20 protein-coding genes are annotated in these 21,407 nt (G+C 68.1%); all 20 read right to left on the bottom strand.

Going from position 1 to position 21,407, the window contains the following annotated elements:
- Nucleotides 1–7 precede the first annotated feature (7 nt).
- Nucleotides 8–1,036: an NADH-quinone oxidoreductase subunit NuoH gene (nuoH, locus tag R5H19_RS06320; RefSeq protein WP_318158093.1), complete on the bottom strand. Its 1,029-nt coding sequence runs from the start codon at nt 1,034–1,036 to the stop codon at nt 8–10.
- A gap of 5 nt (nt 1,037–1,041) precedes the next feature.
- The gene (gene nuoG / locus R5H19_RS06315; protein WP_318158092.1) at nt 1,042–3,366 is read right to left on the bottom strand and encodes an NADH-quinone oxidoreductase subunit NuoG; all 2,325 of its coding nucleotides are present in this window, start codon (nt 3,364–3,366) and stop codon (nt 1,042–1,044) included.
- Nucleotides 3,363–4,673, bottom strand: coding sequence for an NADH-quinone oxidoreductase subunit NuoF (gene nuoF, locus R5H19_RS06310; RefSeq protein WP_318158091.1), 1,311 nt, complete (start codon nt 4,671–4,673; stop codon nt 3,363–3,365). The genes nuoG and nuoF overlap by 4 nt, the downstream gene beginning before the upstream one ends.
- Nucleotides 4,673–5,242 (bottom strand): NADH-quinone oxidoreductase subunit NuoE, encoded by a 570-nt coding sequence (gene nuoE, locus R5H19_RS06305; RefSeq protein ID WP_318158090.1) that lies wholly within the window; start codon nt 5,240–5,242, stop codon nt 4,673–4,675. Before nuoE ends, nuoF begins: the two co-directional genes overlap by 1 nt.
- A 21-nt stretch (nt 5,243–5,263) precedes the next feature.
- Complete coding sequence (locus R5H19_RS06300) at nt 5,264–6,493, bottom strand: NADH-quinone oxidoreductase subunit D (protein WP_318158167.1); 1,230 nt, start codon at nt 6,491–6,493, stop codon at nt 5,264–5,266.
- Between the two features lie 26 nt (nt 6,494–6,519).
- Complete coding sequence (locus R5H19_RS06295) at nt 6,520–7,254, bottom strand: NADH-quinone oxidoreductase subunit C (RefSeq protein ID WP_318158089.1); 735 nt, start codon at nt 7,252–7,254, stop codon at nt 6,520–6,522.
- 25 nt (nt 7,255–7,279) lie between these two features.
- Nucleotides 7,280–7,837, bottom strand: a complete 558-nt coding sequence (locus tag R5H19_RS06290; RefSeq protein ID WP_108471354.1) for an NADH-quinone oxidoreductase subunit B — start codon at nt 7,835–7,837, stop codon at nt 7,280–7,282.
- Nucleotides 7,828–8,184: an NADH-quinone oxidoreductase subunit A gene (locus R5H19_RS06285; RefSeq protein WP_318158088.1), complete on the bottom strand. Its 357-nt coding sequence runs from the start codon at nt 8,182–8,184 to the stop codon at nt 7,828–7,830. Before R5H19_RS06285 ends, R5H19_RS06290 begins: the two co-directional genes overlap by 10 nt.
- A 270-nt stretch (nt 8,185–8,454) precedes the next feature.
- The gene (locus tag R5H19_RS06280; protein WP_318158087.1) at nt 8,455–8,808 is read right to left on the bottom strand and encodes a PilZ domain-containing protein; all 354 of its coding nucleotides are present in this window, start codon (nt 8,806–8,808) and stop codon (nt 8,455–8,457) included.
- 109 nt (nt 8,809–8,917) lie between these two features.
- Nucleotides 8,918–11,725 (bottom strand): EAL domain-containing protein, encoded by a 2,808-nt coding sequence (locus tag R5H19_RS06275; protein ID WP_318158086.1) that lies wholly within the window; start codon nt 11,723–11,725, stop codon nt 8,918–8,920.
- 170 nt (nt 11,726–11,895) lie between these two features.
- Nucleotides 11,896–12,864 carry a PIG-L family deacetylase gene (locus tag R5H19_RS06270; RefSeq protein WP_318158085.1) on the bottom strand — a complete coding sequence of 323 codons (969 nt, stop codon included), beginning with the start codon at nt 12,862–12,864 and terminating at the stop codon, nt 11,896–11,898.
- Nucleotides 12,861–13,796 carry a DNA polymerase III subunit delta' gene (gene holB, locus R5H19_RS06265; RefSeq protein ID WP_318158166.1) on the bottom strand — a complete coding sequence of 312 codons (936 nt, stop codon included), beginning with the start codon at nt 13,794–13,796 and terminating at the stop codon, nt 12,861–12,863. The genes R5H19_RS06270 and holB overlap by 4 nt, the downstream gene beginning before the upstream one ends.
- Complete coding sequence (gene tmk / locus R5H19_RS06260; RefSeq protein WP_318158084.1) at nt 13,796–14,437, bottom strand: dTMP kinase; 642 nt, start codon at nt 14,435–14,437, stop codon at nt 13,796–13,798. The genes holB and tmk overlap by 1 nt, the downstream gene beginning before the upstream one ends.
- Nucleotides 14,434–15,471, bottom strand: a complete 1,038-nt coding sequence (gene mltG / locus R5H19_RS06255; RefSeq protein ID WP_318158083.1) for an endolytic transglycosylase MltG — start codon at nt 15,469–15,471, stop codon at nt 14,434–14,436. Before mltG ends, tmk begins: the two co-directional genes overlap by 4 nt.
- Nucleotides 15,468–16,295 (bottom strand): aminodeoxychorismate lyase, encoded by an 828-nt coding sequence (pabC, locus tag R5H19_RS06250; RefSeq protein ID WP_318158082.1) that lies wholly within the window; start codon nt 16,293–16,295, stop codon nt 15,468–15,470. The genes mltG and pabC overlap by 4 nt, the downstream gene beginning before the upstream one ends.
- Nucleotides 16,292–17,641, bottom strand: coding sequence for an aminodeoxychorismate synthase component I (locus R5H19_RS06245; RefSeq protein ID WP_318158081.1), 1,350 nt, complete (start codon nt 17,639–17,641; stop codon nt 16,292–16,294). Before R5H19_RS06245 ends, pabC begins: the two co-directional genes overlap by 4 nt.
- 2 nt (nt 17,642–17,643) lie before the next feature.
- A complete protein-coding gene (gene fabF / locus R5H19_RS06240) occupies nt 17,644–18,882 on the bottom strand; it encodes a beta-ketoacyl-ACP synthase II (protein WP_318158080.1) in 1,239 nt (412 codons plus the stop codon).
- A 241-nt stretch (nt 18,883–19,123) separates the two neighbouring features.
- Nucleotides 19,124–19,363, bottom strand: a complete 240-nt coding sequence (acpP, locus tag R5H19_RS06235; protein ID WP_007513179.1) for an acyl carrier protein — start codon at nt 19,361–19,363, stop codon at nt 19,124–19,126.
- A gap of 216 nt (nt 19,364–19,579) precedes the next feature.
- On the bottom strand, nt 19,580–20,323 hold the full coding sequence (fabG, locus tag R5H19_RS06230) for a 3-oxoacyl-ACP reductase FabG (RefSeq protein ID WP_318158079.1): 744 nt from the start codon (nt 20,321–20,323) through the stop codon (nt 19,580–19,582).
- Nucleotides 20,324–20,386: 63 nt separating this feature from the next.
- Nucleotides 20,387–21,334 (bottom strand): ACP S-malonyltransferase, encoded by a 948-nt coding sequence (gene fabD / locus R5H19_RS06225; protein WP_318158078.1) that lies wholly within the window; start codon nt 21,332–21,334, stop codon nt 20,387–20,389.
- Nucleotides 21,335–21,407 lie beyond the last annotated feature (73 nt).

Here is a 21,407-nt window from a genome sequence, read left to right as displayed (position 1 = left end):
GGATGCCTCAAGCCCCCGTGCCAATGCTGACCACGCCGTAGTACTTCAGCAGGCCAGCCACGAAAACCCATGCGATGGCGATGGGAATGAACACTTTCCAGCCCAGTCGCATGATCTGGTCATAGCGATAACGCGGGAAGGTGGCGCGGAACCACAGGAACAGGAACGAGAACAGGAAGGCCTTGATCAGCAGCCAGGGGAAACCGCCCTGGCCGACGAAGCCCCACGAGGCCGGGAACGGCGACAGCCAGCCACCCATGAACAGCACCGCGGCGAGGAAACTGATCAGGATCATGTTCGCGTATTCGGCCAGGAAGAACAGCGCGAACGCCGAGCCTGAATACTCCACGTGGAAGCCGGCCACGATCTCCGACTCGCCCTCGGCCATGTCGAACGGCGCACGGTTGGTCTCGGCCACACCGGAAATGAAATAGATCACGAACACCGGCAGCAGCGGCAGCCAGAACCAGTCGAGGATGCCCTTGCTGCCGGCCTGGGCGTTGACGATCTCGGTGAGGTTCAGCGAACCGGCCAGCACCAGCACGCAGACCAGGCACAGACCCATCGCCAGCTCGTAGGAGATCACCTGCGCCGCCGAGCGCATCGCGCCGAGCAGCGCATAGCGCGAGTTGGACGCCCAGCCGGCGATGATGATGCCGTACACGCCCATCGAGGTCATCGCCAGCAGGTACAGCACGCCGGCATTGGCGTTCGACAGCACCATCGTGCTGCTGAACGGCACCACCGCCCACACCGCCAGCGCGGGGATCAGTGCGATCATCGGCGCCAGGTAGTACAGGAAGCGGTTCGCCTTGGTCGGCAGGATCACTTCCTTGACCAGCAACTTGACCACGTCGGCGAAGGCCTGCAGCAGACCCCACGGGCCGATCTTGTTCGGTCCCATGCGCACGTGCATCCAGCCCAGGACCTTGCGCTCCCAGTACACGAACATCGCCACCGCCAGCACCAGCGGCAACACGATCGCCAGGATGTAGAGGACCGGCACGACGAGCTGATGGATGAGTTGATCAAGCATCTGCTTTAAGCCTTGCTCAGGGTGATGGACGCGCCATACGGCGGCAGCGTGGCGGTAAGATCCTGCGCGGCCTCGATCCACGCCGTACCGACAGGCACCGCCGCATCGATCACCAGCGGCAGCAGCGTGTCGGCGACGCGTACCTGGCCAGCGGGGGCAAGGCCGAGCCGCTGCGCCTCTTCCGCGTTCAGACGCACCGCCGGGGCGCGATTGAGCGGATGTGCGTTGAGTGCCGTGGCACGACGCAACACCGCGTCGGCACGATAGATCGGCCAGGTAGCCAATCGGGTCAGGCCGGCGGCGGCACGTGCGGCCAGGCCGCTGCGCGGCGTCACCGCGCGCTCGACGATGCCTTCGCGCAGACCGGCGAGGTCGTCGAATTCGAAGCCGGCCAGTTGCAGGGCGCCGCCCAGTGCACGCAGGACCTTCCAGCCCGGCCGAGCCTGACCCGTCGCCTTCGCGCCGGCCGCCACGCCCTGGGCCAGTCCATCGACGTTGACCAGGGTCGCGTCGATCTCCGGCAGCAACGCGATCGGCAGGATCACGTCGGCCACTTCGCGCAACGCGGCGCTGGCGTAGGCGCTGAACGCCACCACCTGGTCCGCGCCGCGCAGCGCCTTCAGCGCCGCACCGCCGTCGGCGAAATCGTGTGGCGGTTCGACGCCATACAGCAGGTAGCTCTTGCGCGGTTGCGCCAGCATCGCCTGCGCATCCAGCCCGCCGTTGCCCGGCACCAGGCCGAGTTGCGCCAGGCCCACGGCATTCGCGCCGACCGGCAGCTCGTCGCAACCGGCGCCGGTGGCTTCGGCAATGAAGCGGGCGAGCGCGCGCAGCCAGGACGCCTGCGGATGGGTCACTGCGGCCTCGCCGAGGATCACCACCGCCTTGCCCGACTTCAACGCGGCGATCGCATCACGGTCGCCCTGGTCGTGACGTGCCGCCGCGATCGCCTCGGCCAACGCCGCCGGTGCGCTCGCGCCGGCGGCCACGGCGGCCCCGGCCAGCGCCAGCAGGGCATCGACCATGGCCTGCGGCGCCACGACCGCCTCACCGGCCAGCTTGTAGTTGAAATCGAAATGCGCGGGATTGACCGCGTAGACCTTCGCGCCCTTCTTGGTCGCCTGGTGCAGGCGATGATTCAGCAGCGGCACCTCGTGACGCAGGTCGGAGCCGACCAGCAAGGCCGCCCTGACCTGCTCGACCTCCGCCACCGGCAAGCCGAACGGCTGCGCCACGGCGTTGTCGGCGAAATCGAGCTGGCGCAGGCGATGGTCGACGTGCGCGCTGCCCAGGCCACGGGCCAGCCGCATCAGCAGATCGCCCTCCTCGTTCGAGGTGGCCGGATGTACCAGGATGCCGAGCTCGCTGCCGGGCGACTTCTTCAGGGCCGCGCCGGCGTATTCCAGGGCGTCCTCCCAGGTGGTCGCCTGCCACTGGCCGTTGCGCTTCACTTCCGGCACGCCGATGCGGTCGGCGGCGTACATGCCCTGGTGGCTGTAGCGGTCACGGTCGGACAGCCAGCACTCGTTGACCGCCTCGTTGTCGCGCGGCACCGTGCGCAGCACCTCGCCGCGGCGGGTATGCAGCCACAGGTTCGAGCCCAGCGCGTCGTGGTAGGCGATCGACGGCCTGGCGACCAGCTCCCAGGCGCGCGCCTTGAACTGGAACGGCTTGTTGGTAAGCGCGCCCACCGGACAGACGTCGATGATGTTGCCGGACAGCTCGCTTTCGACGTTCTTGCCGATGTACGTGCCGATCACGTGGCGGTCGCCGCGATCCATGCTGCCGAATTCGTAGGTGCCGGCAATCTCGCTGATGAAGCGCACGCAACGCGTGCAGTGGATGCAACGCGTCATCTCGGTGGCCACCAGCGGGCCGATGTCCTCGTCGGCAACGGTGCGCTTGCGCTCGGTGAAGCGCGACACGCTGCGGCCGTAGCCCAGCGCCATGTCCTGCAGTTCGCACTCGCCGCCCTGGTCGCAGATCGGGCAGTCCAGCGGGTGGTTGATGAGCAGGAACTCCATCACGTTGCGCTGCGCGTGCAACGCCTTGTCCGAACGGGTGAGCACCTTCATGCCTTCGGCCACCGGCGTGGCGCAGGCCGGCTGCGGCTTGGGCATCGGGCGGCCGCCCATCTCCACCTCGACCAGGCACTGCCGGCAGCTCGCCGCGACCGGCAGCTTGCGGTGGTAGCAGAAACGCGGAATCGGAATGCCGGCCTTGTCGGTGGCCTCGATGATCATCGAGCCCTTGGGCACCTGGATCGGCTTGCCGTCGACCTCGATGTTGACGAGGTTCGGTGCGGTGTTCTGGGTTGGCTGCGCGCTCATGCGGCGGCTCCAAGCTTGTCGTCGACCATGGAGCGGCCGTGCTCGACGAAGTATTCGAATTCGTTCCAGTAGTGGCGCAGGAAACCCTGCACGGGCCACGCCGCGGCCTCGCCGAAGGCGCAGATGGTATGGCCCTCGATCTGGCCGGCCACCGTCTTCAGCCGATGCAGGTCGTCGGGCACGCCCTTGCCGGCGACGATGCGGGTGAGCACGCGGTGCATCCAGCCGGTGCCTTCACGGCACGGCGTGCACTGGCCGCAGGATTCCATGTGATAGAACTGGCTGATGCGCTCGCAGGCGCGCACCATGCAGGTGGTCTCGTCCATCACGATCACCGCGCCCGAACCCAGGCCCGAACCAGCCTTCTGGATCGCGTCGTAATCCATGGAGAGGCCCATCATCACCTCGCCCGGCAGCACCGGCATCGAGGAGCCGCCCGGGATCACCGCCTTGATCCTGTGCCCGTTGCGCACGCCACCGGCCATCTCCAGCAGTTCCGCGAACGGCGTGCCCAGGCGGATCTCGTAGTTGCCGGGGCGGTTGACGTGGCCGGACACCGAGAAGATCTTCGGGCCGCCGTTGTTGGGCTTGCCCAGGTTCAGGAACCAGTCGGCGCCGTTGCGCAGGATCGCCGGCACCGAGGCGTAGGTCTCGGTGTTGTTGATCGTGGTCGGCTTGCCGTACAGGCCGAAGTTGGCCGGGAACGGCGGCTTGAAACGTGGCCAGCCCTTCTTGCCTTCCAGCGACTCCATCAGCGCGGTTTCCTCGCCGCAGATGTAGGCGCCGGCGCCGAGCGCGGCGTAGATGTCCACGTCGATGCCGCTGCCGCCGATGTCCTTGCCCAGCAGGCCCGCCGCGTAGGCTTCCTTCAGCGCGGACTCGAAATGCTCGAACGGCTCGTGGTGGAACTCGCCGCGCAGGTAGTTGTAGGCCACGGTGGAACCGGTGCAGTAGCACGCGATGGCCAGGCCCTCGATCACCGAGTGCGGGTTGTAGCGCAGGATGTCGCGGTCCTTGGACGTGCCCGGCTCGGACTCGTCCGAGTTGCACAGGATGTACTTCTGCATGTCGCCCTTCGGCATGAAGGACCACTTCAGGCCGGTGGGAAAGCCCGCGCCGCCGCGACCGCGCAGACTGCTCTTCTTGATCTCGTCGATCAGCGAGGCCGGATCGGGCTTCTCGGCGAGAATCTTCCTCCACGCCTTGTAACCATCGACCTTCTCGTAGCTGTCCATCGACCACGGCGTGTCGAAATGCAGCGTGGTGTAGACGACCTGGTGTTCCTGCGGGGCGGGTCCGACGGCCATCAGTGCTTCCCCTCGGCGTCATGGGAGTGGTCCGGGCCGTCCATGCTCAGGCCGTCGAGGATCTCGTCGAGCTTCTCGATAGTCAGGCGTTCGTGATAGTGGCCGTTGACCGTCATCGCCGGCGCGTAGACGCAGGCCGCGATGCACTCCTCTTCCTTCTTCAGGTAGACGCGACCGTCCGGCGTGCTCTCGCCAAGCTTGATGCCCAGCTTCTTCTCGCAGTGCCGCACCAGGCCGTCGGCGCCGTTGAGCCAGCAGGAGATGTTGGTGCAGATCGCCACGTTGTTGCGGCCGACCGGCTTGGTCTCCAGCATCGAGTAGAAACTGGCCACCTCGTAGGCCCAGATCGCCGGCAGCTCGAGGTACTTCGCCACGGCGGCGATCAGCTCGTCGGTAAGGAAGCCCTTGTTCTGTTCCTGCGCGCCGAACAGCGCCTGGATCAGCGCCGAGCGCTTGCGGTCGGGCGGAAACTTGGCCACCCAGTGGTCGATGTGCTGGCGGGTGCGCTCGGTGAGTACGACGAGGGGATCGACGTTCCTGACCTGCTCGTAATGTCCAGTGGCTTTCATGCGTTTCTCCGTCGTGCCGGCTCAGCGGTCCACTTCGCCGAACACGAGGTCGTAGGTACCGATCATGGCCACCACGTCGGCGAGCATGTGGCCGCGCACGATGGTGTCCATGGATGACAGGTGGGCAAAACCCGGCGCACGCAGGTGCACCCGGAACGGCTTGTTGGCGCCGTCGGAAACCAGGTAGCAACCGAACTCGCCCTTCGGCGCCTCGACCGCGCAGTAGGTTTCGCCGGCCGGCACGCAGTAGCCCTCGGTGAACAGCTTGAAGTGGTGGATGAGCGCTTCCATGTCCTGCTTCATCTCGACCCGCGACGGCGGCGCCACCTTGAAGTTCTTCACCATCACCGGGCCCGGATTGGCACGCAGCCATTCCACGCACTGCCGGATGATGCGGTTCGACTGGCGCATCTCTTCCACGCGCACCAGGTAGCGGTCGTAGCAGTCGCCGTTGACGCCGACCGGAATGTCGAAATCCATCTCGGCGTACTTCGCGTACGGCTGCTTCTTGCGCAGGTCCCACTCGACGCCCGAGCCACGCAGCATCGCGCCGGTCATGCCCCAGGCCTGGGCCTGCTCGGGCGAGACCACGCCGATGCCGACGGTACGTTGCTTCCAGATGCGGTTGGTGGTGAGCAGTTCTTCGTACTCGTCCACCTTGGTCGGGAAATCGGTGGTGAATGCGTCGAGGTAGTCGAGCATCGAGCCTTCGCGCCAGCTGTTCAGACGCTTCAGGTCGTTGCCCTTGTGCCACGGCGACTCGCGGTACTTCGACATCTGCGCCGGCAGGTCGCGGTAGACGCCGCCCGGGCGGTAGTACGTGGCGTGCATGCGCGCACCCGACACCGCCTCGTAGACGTCCATCAGTTCCTCGCGCTCGCGGAACGCGTACAGGATCACCGCCATCGCGCCCAAGTCGAGCGCGTTCGAGCCGATCCACATCAGGTGGTTCAGGATGCGGGTGATCTCGTCGAACATGGTGCGGATGTACTGCGCCCGCTCCGGTGCCTCGATCCCCAGCAGGGTCTCGATCGCGCGCACGTAGGCGTGCTCGTTGCACATCATCGACACGTAGTCGAGCCGGTCCATGTAGCCGATCGACTGGTTGAACGGCTTGGACTCGGCCAGCTTCTCGGTGCCGCGATGCAGCAGGCCCACGTGCGGATCGGCGCGGACGATGGTCTCGCCATCCATTTCCAGCACCAGGCGAAGCACGCCGTGCGCGGCCGGATGCTGCGGGCCGAAATTCATCGTGTAGTTGCGGATCTCTTGCACGCTCAGTTCCTCTGCCAGTCGTCGGCGGCTTCGGCCTTGGCCTGCATCAGGTCGGCGTCGTCGCGGATGGTGCGCGGCACCAGCACGCGCGGCTCGATCGACACCGGTTCATAGATGACCCGCTTCTGCTCGGGGTCGTAACGCACCTCGACGTTGCCGATCAGCGGGAAATCCTTGCGGAACGGATGGCCGACGAAACCGTAGTCGGTGAGGATGCGGCGCAAGTCAGGGTGGCCATCGAAGATGATGCCGTACAGGTCGAATGCCTCGCGCTCGAACCAGTTCACGCCGGGCCACACCGCGGTCAGCGACGGTATCAGCGGCAGGCTGTCGTCCTCGCAGAACACGCGCAGGCGCAGGCGGCGGTTGTGTTCGATCGAGAGCAGCTGGATCACCGCAGCGAACCGGCGCGGCCGGTTCTCGCCGTTGCCGCGCGGGCGACCGGCCCAGTCGAAGCGCCCCTGCGCCTGCCCTTCCACGCCGCGCGAGAAGCCGGTGCTGGAAACGGTCTCGGTGTCCCACTCGATCTGGCCGTAGCCGAGATAGTCGATGCCGCACAGGTCGATCAGCTCGCTGAAACGGAACGCCGGCTCGTCGCGCAGCGCGGTGGCCACCGCGACCAGGTCGGCGGCGGCCAGCTCGGCAACGGTCTCGTTGCGTACCGTGGTGATGGCCAGCATGTCGCCGAATCGCGCAGCGAGCTGCCCGGCCAGCGAGGTCTTTTGGATGTCGGTCATGGACTGCGCCTTCAGAATGTGCCGTTCAAGAACGCGCGATGGTGCTGGTGCGGCGGATCTTCTTCTGCAACTGCAGGATGCCGTGGATCAGCGCCTCGGCCGTGGGCGGGCAGCCCGGCACGTAGATGTCCACCGGCACGATGCGATCGCAGCCGCGCACCACGGAGTAGGAATAGTGGTAGTAGCCGCCGCCGTTGGCGCAGCTGCCCATCGAGATCACCCACTTCGGCTCGGGCATCTGGTCGTACACCTTGCGCAGCGCCGGGGCCATCTTGTTGACCAGGGTGCCGGCCACGATCATCACGTCGGACTGGCGCGGGCTGGGACGGAAGATCACGCCGTAGCGGTCCAGGTCCAGGCGCGACATGCCGGCGTGCATCATCTCCACCGCGCAGCAGGCCAGGCCGAAGGTCATCGGCCACATCGAGCCGGTGCGCGCCCAGTTCATCAACGCGTCGATGCTGGTGGTGGCGAAACCGCGCTGCACCACCGGGTTGTCGCCGGCCGGCCGCAGGATGTCGTCGACCAGGTTCAGCGGCTCCGGGTTGTGCATCACCCGGCTGACGGAATCGATCACTCCCATTCGAGTGCTCCCTTCTTCCACACGTAGGCAAAGCCGATGACCAGCAGCAGCAGGAACAGCCCCATCTCGATCAGCGCAATCATGCCGATCTGCTGGAACACCACCGCCCACGGGAAAAGGAAGGCGATTTCCAGGTCGAAGATGATGAACAGGATGGCGAGCAGGTAGTAGCGCACGTCGAAGCGCATGCGGGCATCTTCGAACGCCTCGAAACCGCACTCGTAGGGCGAGAGCTTTTCGGCCTCGGGGCGGCGCGGGCCGGCCAGCAGGCCGATGGCCAGCAGCACCAGGCCAAGCCCGGAGGCGACGCCGATGAACAACAGGACGGGCCAGTATTCGGCAAGCACGATGCAACTTACCTCCGCGCCAAGGGGCGCATCAGTGACCGTGAGAGGGGGAGCTCGGCAACCCACGGTCCGGCGACTTCGATTCGGCAGGCCGGTGTGGCCATGGGCTGGCAGCCCCGCCCGCAGGCCATGCAGCCGCGCGCGTCCGACATTTCGCGAGGGGAATTCGCGAATCTCTCCATTGTATCAGTGCGCAGGGGTACAACAAGCCTTGACGACCGGCCGCGTGCGGACTATCGCCATGGATTCGTGACGCCGCGCGGCATCGCGTCACATGGTGTGCGTGGGGCGCTCGGAGTTCAGCGTGCCGGCCAGGATGTTCTCGATCCGGTTGCGGGCGGCCTCGGCTTCGCCCGATTCGTTGAAATGGATGCCGATGCCGGCGGTACGGTTGCCCTGCGCGCCGACCGGGCTGATCCACACCACCTTGCCGACCACCGACAGGCGCTCGGTCTCCTCGGCCAGGGTCACCAGCAGCACGACCTCGTCGCCCAGCGCGTAGGGCTGCGCCGTCGCCGCGAACAGGCCGCCATGCTTGAGGAACGGCATGTAGGCGTTGTACAGCGAGGTCGCATCCTTGATCTTCAGCGAAATGATGCCCTGACGAGCGGCCATGGGTTTCATGCTTGGCTCCTGCCGGACGTTCGAACCGCCCGGTCGATGACCCGGATCTTAGAGCCTGCGCGACGTCTTCGCCTAGCCCGCGCCGCCTGACGCGCCCCACGGCGGGGCTTCATCCACTGCCGGCCAGCAGCGACTGACGCTCGTTGACGAGACTGCCCCATGACGCCGGCGGAACCCAGCCGGCTACCCACCCCGGCACCGCCTCGGCCGGCATCGGCCGTGAGATCGAGAAACCCTGCAATTGGTGGCACCCCAGCGAAGCCAGCAGGTCGCCCTGCTCCGCCGTCTCGACGCCTTCGGCGATCACCGTCTTGGCCAGCATGCGCGCGGTGGTGATCACCCCCGCCGCGATCGCCATGTTGCGCTCGTCGTCGAGGATGTCGCGCACGAAGCTCTGGTCGAGCTTGATGTGTTCGATGTCGAGCTTCTGGATGTGGCTCAGCGAGGCGCTGCCGGTGCCGAAGTCGTCCAGGCCCACGCGGATGCCGCGCCGGCGGCACTCCTCGATGACGACCTTGGCGCGGGCGTGGTCCATCGACGGGCCGGTTTCGGTCACCTCGATGCCGAAGCCGACGTCCATCACGCCCGGGTAATTCTCCAGCACCGCGTCGATGTCGATGAAGAACGCCGGGTGCAGCAGATGGCGGGTACTGATGTTGATCGAGACCGGAATCGAGATGCCCGAGCGCATCCACGACTGGCAGCAGCGCAGCGCCTCGTCCAGCACGTAGCGGCCGATCGGCCGGGCCAGTTGGGGGTCGTCCAGCACGTGCATGAACTTCGCCGGCTCGATCAGCTCGTCGGTGTCGCCCAGACGCAGCAACGCCTCCATGCCGGCCACGCCGTGCAGGCCCGGCAGGCCATCGATGTAGACGATCGGCTGGAACAGCAGTTGCAGGTGCGAGCGCTGCAGCGCCTGCGCGATCCGCTCGCGCATCGCCTGCAGCCGCAGTTGCTCCAGTTCCATCACCGGTTCGTACAGCGAGCCGCGGTCCTTGCCTTCCTCCTTGGCCGCGTACATCGCCAGGTCGGCATGCCGCACCAGGCCTTCCGCGTCCGACTCGTCCAGCGGGAACAGGGTCCAGCCCACGCTGGCGGACAGGTACAGCTGCTCGCCCATCAGGCCGAACGGCGCCCGCAGCGCCTGCAGGATGCAGCGGCTGATCACGTCGAGCTGCTCGCGGCTATCCAGACCGGCGATCACCAGAGCGAATTCGTCGCCGCCGAAACGGGCCAGCACGTCGGCCTCGCGCAGCATGCCCAGGATCCGCGCCGAGGCCTCCGCCAGCACGCAATCGCCGCCGCCGTGGCCGACCGTGTCGTTGACGCTCTTGAAACGGTCCAGGTCGAGCACGCCGACCGCCAGCAGCGTGCCTTGCTCGGCAGCCCGCGCGCGTGCCTGTTCCAGCAGCTCGAACAGCAGCCGCCGGTTCGGCAGGCCGGTGACCACATCGTAGAAGGCCAGCCGTTCGACCCGCGCCTCGTGCATCTTCTGTCCGGTGATGTCGCGCTGATGCCAAAGCCGCCCCTGCGGCACGCCGTCGATCCGGATCGGGATGAAATCGCGCAGGAAGGTGCGCCCGTCCTTCATGGCCACCTCGTCGCCCTTGACCGGCTCGTTCCGGGCCAGGATCTGCTCGATCCTGCGCGACTCGTACCCGGGATCCTCGTAAGCCTGCTGCAAGCGCGCGTAGAACGTTTCCGCCGGCTGGCCTTCCAGTTCCGCCGGCATCTCGGGCAGGCCGAACAGCGCACAGAACGCCTCGTTGATGAAACTCACCCGCCGGTCTTCGGATATCACCACGATGCCGGCGTGCTGCTGGGACAGGATGGTGCGGAAATACTGCAGGCTGAAGCGCAGGTCCCGCTCTGCCGCCAGTCGGGATGCCTGCGCGCGCTGCATCTGGATGCCAAGGCCCAGCTCGACCGCCATTTCGGCAAAAACACGGGTTTCGACGGCACCGAACGCATCGGCCCGGTCGGCGCCAATGACGAAGCAGCCCGCGACCGCCCCGCCCACCCGCAACGGCAACGCCAGCAGCGAACGTACGCCGGGCGTCTCCGTCGGCAGGCCCACCTGGACCTCGCCAGTCGACAGCGCACGCGCCACCGCATCGCCGGCAAGCGCGGCGCCGGCAGGCATGACCAGGGAATCCGCCGCATCGTCGGCCAGACCCTCCTGTGCCCGCAGCTGCAGGACCGCGGGAGCGCCTTCCTCGAACAGGCCGACCCAGGCCGCCCGATAGCCGCCGATGCTTCGCGCCACGCGGCAGGCGTCGGCCAGCAGCGTCGACTCGTCGGCGCTGTGGGTCACCAGTTTCACCATCTCGCTGAGCAACCTCAGCGTGCGGCGTTGGCGCGCCTCGTCCTGCACCGACTGCAGCAGCCGCACGCGCTGTGCGTGCGCCTCCAGCCCCAGGCCGATGTTGGCCGCCGCCTGCTGCAGCAGCTCGACCATCCGTGCCGAGAAAAAACCGGCCTGCGCGGCACGTATCACCAGCGCCGCGCACACCTCGCCGAACTTCAGCACCGGCACGGCGACCACGGCGTGCACGCCATGCCGCGCATAGGCGGGGCGGAGCATCTCCAGGCCCGCGACATGGCGCACGTCGGCTTCCAGCTGCGGCTCGCCCCGCCAGAACGCCGGTTTGGCCACGGAGAATGGGATCTGCTCGGGGTAGATGTCGGCCATGCCGGGCGCCACCCGCGCCGGCGCGATGCGCCGCCACTGCCCGCTGTCGTGGTCCAGCTCCCCCACCATCACCAGCCGCGCCCCGATCCGCCGCTCGAGCACCTCAATCACCGCCTCGTACAGCAGCGGTGGCTCCAGCGAACACATCAGGAGCTGGCCGATCTCGGACAACGCGGCATAGAAACTCTCGCCGGACGCCGGCGTCGCCCCAACATCGACCTGCATCGAGTTCTGATCCGGTGTGTGCATTCCCGTGGCCAGACAGATGGACGGACTCGGTCGCTATTGCCCTGATTCAGACAAACAGTGGATCAGCGAGGGCAGCCGGACGCTACCGACCGAAACGCGATGACAGGCCATGCCGCAGCCATTCCCCTGGCGCGAAACTAGCCCTGTCAAACGGCCCGCGCAAGAGCCGGGCCAGGGTTGCCGGCAAGGCCGGACAATTCGCACCAGCCCCAGTGGTCGAAGATCCATGGCGAGCGCAAAGTCAGCGCCAAGTGCACGAAACATGGTTCTCCACCGGCCTCGGCCGGCACCGCCAGATGGAACCGGCCGGCCCGGTCGCGTTGCAGCGGCGCATCACGCCAGCGCCAACTGCGGGCGCCCGCCGGGCCGACCACGCTGAGCCGCAGCCATGGCTGCAGCCAGAAGGGCGGCAGCCACGGCAACGCGGTCAGCGGCGGCGGCAGCCCGGCATGGCGCTCGGGCCGGTCGGCCAGGCGCAGCATGCGCCTGCTGCTCAACGCCATCTGGCTGCGATGGGCGGCAAGCGCAGCACGCTTGCATGCCAGCTGCCTCGCCGTGCCGCGCACCTCGCCGGCAGCGTCATCTTCGCCGTGGCCATGCACCAGGTAATTCAGCAGCAACGGCGGATCGCCCCGCGCCGTCAGCGCCAGGCGCACCAGCACGTGTGCCGCGGCGTGATCGGGGTGGCAGTCGGCCAGGGCCGGGGCCACCACCAGGCTGGGATTGAACTCATCGATCGCCGCGGCCAACGCCGACACCGAAGCGTGGCCCGCCCGCAGCAGCGCGTCGGTAACACCGAGATCGGGCCAGCCCAGCGGCTGCAGCGCTTGCGCCGGCACGCCCAGGCACGCCAGCGCCTGCGCCATCTCCGCGCGGCGACGCAGCCCCCAGCGCCGCCGGTCGGCGGCGCGGATGCTCAGCCGCCGTTCCAGCCAGCGTTGCGGCCACGGGTTGTTGTCACCTTCGGTCAGCAACAGGATCCGTACCTCGCCGCCGGCCGCCCGCACCTGCTGGATCAACAGGCCGGTCGCGATGGTTTCGTCATCCGGATGCGGCGCCACCACCAGCAAGCGGGTCAGCGCGGAAAACGCCGGCAACCCGTCCGCCGTGCTCATCGCCACTGCGCCAGCAGTTCCAGCAACAGCAGGTCGGCGCGCAGCGGGCCGCGCAGGCTCTCGCGAGTCCGGTTGGCCGCGTCGTACCAGTGGCCCAGCGCCTCGACGTCCATCGCGCTGGCCAGCGGCCCGTGAGCAGCGGTCAAGCGCGCCTTGATCTCGTCGGCACTGGCCTGCGCGGCAAACCACAGCCGCTGCGCCGGCTCGCTGTCCAGCCAGCGTTTGACCACTTCGGTCGGCTGGCCACGGCCAGCCGCCAGCGCGGCCAGGTCCTTGCGCACTTCCTGCCGGCGTTCCAGTGCCCCCTCTCCGGCCCAGGCCCTGGCCAGGCCGGGATTGCCGCCAGCCGCGGCGAGCGCAGCCGCCGCATCGCGCACGCCTTCGGCCTGCAGCCAGGCCAGGGCGTCGTCGCTGGCGGGCAGCTGGAACTCGATCCGCTGGCAGCGGCTGCGGATGGTCTGCGGCAGGCGCCACGGCGCATCGGCCAGCAGGATCAGCATGGTCTGCGCGGCCGGTTCCTCCAGCGTCTTCAGCAGCGCATTGGCGGCGGCGGGATTCATCGCGTCGGCCGGGTCGATGCTGGCAACCTGCCAGCCGCCGAACTGGCTCGCCATGGCCAGCCGCGCCGACAGTTCGCGGATCTGGTCGACCACGATCTCGCTGCGCTGCACGCCGTCCTTGCGCAAGCCGAAGCCCAGCGTGACCACATCCGGGTGCGAGCCGGCGGCGAGCAGCAGGCAACTGCGGCAATGCCCGCAGGCATCGCCGTCCACCGGCTCGGCGCATAGCAGGCCTCGCACGAAGCGCTGCGCGAACGCGCGCTTGCCCAGGCCGGCGGCTCCGCACAGCAGCAGGGCGTGCGGCAACGCATCGCGCTGCCGGCGCGCCTGCAGCCGTGCCCAGTGTTGGGCATGCCAGGGCAGTTCGCGCATCATGCCGGCGTTTCTCCAAGCCATGCCGCCAGCGCCTGCGTCGCGGCCTGCAGGACGGCGGCAGGCGGCTGGCTGGCGTCGATCACCCGGAAACGCTGCGGTTCGGCCGCGGCGCGTTCGCGATAGCCGGCGCGTACCCGCTCGAAGAACGCATCCGCCTCGACTTCGATGCGGTCGGCATCGCCACGACCGGCGGCGCGGGCCCGACCGGTCGCCACCGGCAGGTCGAGCAGCAGGGTCAGGTCAGGTTTCACGCCGGCACAGGCCCAGCGCTCCAATTCCGCGATGCGCGCCGCCGGCTGGCCGCGGCCGCTGCCCTGGTAGGCGTAACTGGCGTCGGCGAAACGGTCGCACAGTACCCATTGCCCGGCGGCCAGCGCCGGCTCGATCACCTCGCGCACCAGTTGCGCGCGCGAGGCGAACATCAGCAGCAGTTCGGTCTCGGCAGCCAGCCCGCGCTGGGCCGGATCCAGCACGATGGCGCGCACTGCCTCGCCCACGACGGTGCCGCCGGGTTCGCGCGTCTGCACCAGCGCGATGCCGCGTTGCCCGATGTACTCGCGCAAGCCGGCCAGCAGAGTGCTCTTGCCGGCGCCCTCGCCGCCCTCGAGGCTGATGAACTTTCCGCGCCGGGTCGTCATCGGCAACGCTTCCGCTGGTAGCAGTCGACGTTGCGATTGTGTTCCTCCAGCGTGCGCGAGAACACGTGGCCGCCGTCGCCGCGCGCCACGAAGTACAGCGTGTCGCCGTCGGCCGGATGCAGCGCCGCCGTCAGCGCCGGCTTGCCGGGCAGCGCGATCGGCGTCGGCGGCAGGCCGGGGCGGGTATAGGTGTTGTACGGCGTGTCGGTGGTGAGGTCGCTCTTGCGGATGTTGCCGGCATAGTTCGCGCCCATGCCGTAGATCACGCTGGGGTCGGTCTGCAGCAGCATGTGGCTTTCGAGGCGCCGCACGAACACGCCGGCAATCTGTGCGCGTTCCGCCGGAATGCCGGTTTCCTTCTCCACGATCGAAGCCAGGATCAGCGCCTCGTACGGCGTGGCCAGCGGCAGGTCCGGCGCGCGCGCCGCCCACAGTTCGTCGAGCGTCTTCACCATCGCGGCGTGCGCGCGCCGGAGGATGTCCAGATCGCTGTCGCCCTTCACGTAGGCATAGGTCTCGGGCAGGAAGCGGCCTTCCGGTGCTTCGCCGCCGGCGCCGATCCTCTGCATGATCGCGGCATCGTCCAGTGCCTGGGTGGCGTGTTCGAGCTTGTCGGCACGGTTCAGCGCCTGGCGCAGCTCGGCGAAGGTCCAGCCGTCGACGATGGTGAAATTGCGCTGCAGCACCCGGCCGGCGGCCATGTTCGCCAGCAGTCGGCGCGGCGTGATGCCGGGCTCGAGCGCGTATTCGCCGGCATGCAGCTTGCCTGCCACATGCATCTGCTCGGCCAGCAGCCGCCAGTACCACGGATTGGCGGTGCTGAATCCGCGCTGGCGCAATTCGCCGACGATGCCCTTGAAACTGCTGCCGCGACCGACGTCGATGCTGTCGCCCTGCGCCGCCACGTGCAGCGGCGCGTTGCCGAAGCGGACGTAGTCGTTCCAGCCGTAGACCAGCGCGCCCGCCGTCGCCAGCAGCACGATCAGCACCAGCAGCCGTGGCCATGCGCGCCTGCGCGTCGGTTTGTCGCTCATCCGCCCTGCTCCATCGAAAAACCCAGCTCCCGCCAATGCTGCTGCATGTGTCGGCTCATCGCGCCCGGCGCATAGTCGCAGTCATCCAGCGAGCGTACCGGCACAATGCCGCGCACGCTCGAACTGAGGAACACCTCGTCGGCGCCGCGCAGCTCGGCCAGTGTCAGCTCGCCGACCCGCATCTGCGGGCAGGCCGCCAGCACTTCGGCGCGGGCCACGCCGGCCACGCCGCAGCGATCCAGCGCCGGCGTCAGCCATGTGCCCTCGACCAATGCAAACAGATTGGCCATGGTCGCCGAAATCACCCGCCCGTGGCTATCGAGCAGCACGCCTTCGGCAACCGCCGGATCGCTCCATTCGGCGCGCGCGAGCACTTGCTCCAGCCGATTCAGGTGCTTGATGCCGGCCAGCAGTGGCTGCTCCGCCAGGCGGATGTTGCACACACGCATGCGCACGCCTTGCGCATAGACCTCGCCAGCAACCGATGGCGGCACGAACGCGGCCACCACCCGCGTCGGCCGCGGCGAAGCCGGCAAACCATAGCCGCGCTCACCCAGGCCGCGGGTGATGGTGATGCGTAGCACCGATGCCGCCATGCCGCGGCTGACTTCCAGCGCCTCGCGCCACAGCTGTGCCGGGTCGGGTGCCGGTATCCGCAGGCGCGCGCAACCATCAAGCAGCCGTTGCATGTGCCGTGGCCACAACGGCGCGGTGGCGCCGACGAAGCGGATGCTCTCGAACAGGCCGTCGCCGTAGGCCAGGCCACGGTCCAGTGCCGACACCTGCGCCGCCGGCGCGCCGTCGACCAGCAGGCGCCCGGTCATCCCTCCGGCACTCCCAGCGCGCGCAGCAGGCCGCGCGCCTTGGCGCGGGTCTCGTCCAGTTCGCTGGCCGCGACCGAGTCGGCCACGATGCCGGCGCCCGCGCGCAGGCTCACTTCATTGCCGACCAGGGTCAGGGTGCGGATCAGGATGTTCAGGTCGAGCTCGCCGCTGCGATCGAGATAGCCAAGCGCACCGGTGTACGCGCCGCGCGGCGCGTGTTCCAGTGCGGCGATGATTTCCATGCAGCGCACCTTCGGGCAGCCGGTGATGGTGCCGCCCGGGAAGGTGGCGGCGATCACCTCGCCGGGCGTCGCCCCGGCACGCAGGCGCCCGCGTACATTGGAGACGATGTGGTGAACGTGGGCGTAACTCTCCACCGCCATCAGTTCATCGACCTCGACCGTACCCGGCACGCAGATGCGGCCGAGATCGTTGCGCTCCAGGTCGATCAGCATCACGTGCTCGGCGCGTTCCTTCGGGTGTGCGCCCAGCTCGCGGATGCGCGCCGCGTCATCGTCGCCGGGCAGGCGCGGGCGCGTTCCGGCGATCGGCCGGGTCTGTGCCACGCCGCCGCGCACTTCGACCAGCCGCTCCGGCGAGGAGCTCGCCACCGCCCAGCCCGGCTGCTGCAGCAAGCCGGCAAACGGCGCCGGATTGGCCCGGCGCAACGCCGCGTACAGCGCTGCCGGCGCTGGCGGCTGCGCATAACGCGCGCGCCAGGCGCGCGACAGGTTCACCTGGAAGATGTCGCCGGCATGCAGGTGCTCGTGGATGCGCGCCACGCCATCGAGGAATTGTCGTGGCGCGTCCTCTTCCCACGCGATCGGGGCGGCCAGCGACGGAAGCGGCGGCATGGCCGCGAGATCGGCTTCCAGGATATCGAGCAGATGTTCGCAGCCGGTCTCGGCGACCAGGATCGTGCAGCCGCGCACGTGGTCGACGATCGCCGCGGCCGGGCAGCGCACGGCCAGCGCCAGCGGCAGCGTCGCCGGCGGCCGCAGCCTTAGCGTCGGCTCGATTTCGCCGGCCAGTTCGTAGGCCAGCAGCAGCACCCAGCCGCCGTGGAACGGCAGCCCGTCGTCCTGCGCTGGTACGCGTTCGGTCCGCCAGGCGGCGTCCAGCGCATCGAGGAAACGCCCTTCGTGCGCGACGCCCGTGTCATCGTGCAGGCGGCCATCGGCGTGCAGGGCCAGCCGTCCGCGCGGGAAGGCGAACAGGATGTCGTAGCGCGACTGCGCGGTGCCGTGCACCACGCTTTCGAGCAGGCAGGGATAACGCTGCGCAAAGGACGCGGCCGGCGCGAGCAGATCGCGCCGACCGCCCAGGATGCGGCGATGGCAGTTCACGCTCAGGCGCGACGGAAGACCAGCGTGCCGTTGGTGCCGCCGAAGCCGAACGAGTTGGAGATCGCCACGTCGAGCTTGGCCTCGCGCGCGGTATGCGGCACGAAATCCAGGTCGCAGCCTTCGCCCGGCTCGTCCAGGTTGATCGTCGGCGGCAGCACCTGGTCGCGCAGCGCCAGGATGCTGAAGATCGCCTCGACGCCGCCGGCTGCACCCAGCAAATGCCCGGTGGTGGACTTGGTCGAGCTCATCGCCAGCTTGTAGGCGTGATCGCCGAACACCTTCTTCGCCGCCATCACTTCGCCGAGATCGCCCAGCGGGGTGGAGGTGCCGTGCGCGTTGACGTACTGCACCTCGGAGGGATTGAGCCCCGCATCGTTCAGCGCAGTCTGCATGCAGCGCGCCGCGCCTTCGCCGCCCTCGCTCGGCGCGGTCATGTGGAACGCGTCGCCGCTCATGCCGAAACCGACCAGCTCGGCGTAGATGCGCGCGCCGCGGGCCTTGGCGTGTTCGTACTCTTCCAGCATCAGCACGCCGGCGCCGTCGGACAGCACGAAGCCGTCACGGTCCTTGTCCCACGGGCGGCTGGCCCGGGTCGGCTCGTCGTTGCGGGTGGACATCGCCTTGGCCGAGCAGAAGCCGGCCATCGCGGTGCCGGTGGTGGCGAACTCGGCGCCGCCGGCGACCATCGCGTCGGCATCGCCATACTGGATCATCCGCGCGGCCAGGCCGATGTTGTGCGCACCGGTGGTGCAGGCGGTGACGCAGGCGATGTTCGGGCCCTTCAGGCCGAACATGATCGATAGCTGCCCCGAGACCATGTTGATGATCGAACTGGGCACGTAGAACGGCGAGACTCGGCGCGGGCCTTTCGCGGCCAGCTCCAGCGTGGTCGCCTCGATCGTGTACAGGCCGCCGATGCCGGCGCCCACTGCCACGCCGATGCGCGGCGCGTTCGCCTCGGTCACTTCCAGCCCGGAGTCGCGCAAGGCCTGGGTGCCCGCCGCCACGCCGTAATGGATGAACGGGTCCATCTTCTTGACGTCCTTGAGCGGCATCCACTCGGCCGGATCGAAGCCGCCGACCTGGCCGGCGATACGGGTGGAATAAGCGGAGGTATCGAAGTGGGTGACCGGGCCGATGCCGCTGACGCCCTTGACGACACGATCCCAGGCGCTGGCGATGTCGTTGCCGACCGGCGAGATGATGCCCATGCCGGTCACTACCACACGTCGCTTGCTCATGCTGATGTTCCTTACGTGATTGCGTGGATCTGCCGCTGCCGGCAGCCGTCCCGCGCGGGTCGCGGGAACGTCGCCCGGTGATGCCCGGCAGGCATCCTGCCCACCATACGGGGTCGGACGTTACAAATTGCAGAAACGAAAACTGCGCCAAGATGGCGCAGCGTTCGGTATCGCCGCAGGGGGCCGGACTGGCCTGCAGACGCGTGCCAGTCCAGATGCGTGGCGATCAATCCCGGATCAATCAATCCTTGGAGTGGGCCTTGATGTAATCGACGGCCTGCTGCACGGTGGTGATCTTCTCGGCGTCCTCGTCGGGAATCTCGGTCTCGAACTCTTCCTCGAGCGCCATCACCAGTTCCACCGTGTCCAGCGAATCTGCGCCCAGATCGTCCACGAACGAAGCGTTCGCCGTGACTTCATCTTCCTTCACGCCGAGCTGCTCGACGACGATTTTCTTGACGCGCTCTTCGATGGTGCTCATGTTGCCCATACCTCTCAAGGGAGTAATTGATTGTCTGTGCCGGCGCGAGGCCCGCGAAAGGCCGGCGCATTGTAGTGGCTAAACCGCGTGGCCGCCACGCTTGGCCGGTGCCGAGGAGGCGCTGACCCCCATGACCGGCGCGAAAGCGCGATTGTCGCCCAAAATGGAGCCGCTGGCGACAACCGCGTATGAGGGCCTGATCACAGGCCCCCGGTCCTACGGCATGTACATGCCGCCATTGACATGCAGGGTTTCCCCCGTGATGTAGGCCGCTGCCGGCGACGCCAGGAAGCCCACCGCCCTGGCAATATCGGTCGCCTCGCCAAGGCGGCCCAGCGCGATCTGGCCGAGCAGCGCCTGCTTCGACTCCTCCGGCAACGCGCGGGTCATGTCGGTGTCGATGAAACCCGGGGCCACCACGTTGACGGTGATGCCGCGACTGCCGATCTCGCGCGCCAGCGACTTGGAGAACGCGATGATGCCGGCCTTCGCCGCCGCGTAATTGGATTGGCCCGGATTGCCGGTGAGCCCGATCACCGAGGCGATCGAGATGATGCGGCCCTTCCTTGCCTTCATCATGCCGCGCAACACCGCCTTGGAGGTGCGGTAGACCGAAGTGAGGTTGGTGTCGATGATCGCCTGCCAGTCCTCGTCCTTCATGCGCAACAGCAGTTGGTCACGGGTGATCCCTGCATTGTTGACCAGGATCGAAACTGCGCCGAACTCCTTCGCGATGCCGTCGATCAACCCCTCGACCGCGGCACCATCGGTGACGTTCAGTACGCGGCCGTGGCCGCCGTGCGCGGCCAGCCGTTCGCCGATCGCGGCCGCACCGCTTTCGCTGGTGGCGGTGCCGATCACGGTGGCGCCCATCGCCGCCAGTTCGTCCGCGATCGCTGCGCCGATGCCGCGGCTGGCGCCGGTGACCAGCGCGATTTCACCTTGCAGTGGATTGCTCATGGGTTCGGGTTCCTTGGTGAATCGGGAAAGGCTTAAAGCCCGGAGCGCAAAGGCGAGGCCGGCTCAAGCCCATTCGGTGCGGGCGGCATCCAGTTCGGCGGGAGCTCCGATCGCGCGTGCCTCGATGCTCTTGTCGATGCGCTTGACCAGGCCGGCCAGCACTTTGCCCGGGCCGCACTCGGCGATGCGCGTGGCGCCGCCGGCGGCCAGCGCCTGCACGCATTCGGTCCAGCGCACCGGCAGGTACAACTGGCGCTGCAGCGCGCCGCGAATTTCGTCGACGCTGCCGTAGCTGCGCGCCTCGGCATTCTGGATCACCGGGATCGACGGCAGACTCCAGTCGACCGCGGCCATCCGTTCGCCCAGACTGTCGGCCGCCCCCCGCATCAGCGCGCAATGCGACGGCACCGACACGGCCAGCCTGATGGCCTTCTTCACGCCCAGCTCGGCGAGTTTCGCCAGCGCACGGTCGACCGCTTCGGCGTTGCCGGCGATCACCAACTGCCCCGGCGAATTGAAGTTGGCCGGCGCCACCACCTGGCCTTGCGCCACTTCCTCGCACACCTGCGCGATCTGCGCGTCGTCGCCGCCGAGAATCGCCGCCATCGCGCCGGTGCCGGCCGGCACCGCCGCCTGCATCAGGCGCCCGCGCTCGGCCACCAGCGCCGCCGCGTCATGCAGCGACAGCGCGCCGGCGCAAACCAGCGCGCTGTACTCGCCCAAGCTGTGACCGGACAACTGCGCCGGCTGCGCGCCGCCCAATTTCCGCCATACGCGCCACACGGCGACGCTGGCGGCGAGCAGCGCCGGCTGGGTGTGCTCGGTGCGGTTGAGCTGATCTTCCGGCCCCTGCGCGCTCAACTGCCACAAGTCGGCGCCGGCGCCCTGCGAGGCCTCTTCGAACGTGGCCTGCACCTCGGCATGCGCAGCCGCCAGTTCGCCCAACATGCCGACCGACTGCGAACCCTGGCCGGGGAAAACGAAAGCAAGCGAAGCGGAAGTGGAACTCATGGATGGACGGATCCCGGCGACGAAAACCACCATGGTGCCAGCATCGCCGTCCATACGCAGCTGTATTTCGGCA

Origin of the sequence: Rhodanobacter sp. KK11, from assembly GCF_033345435.1 — a bacterium.
GTDB lineage: Bacteria > Pseudomonadota > Gammaproteobacteria > Xanthomonadales > Rhodanobacteraceae > Rhodanobacter.
This window is presented reverse-complemented; position numbering and strand designations above follow the sequence as displayed.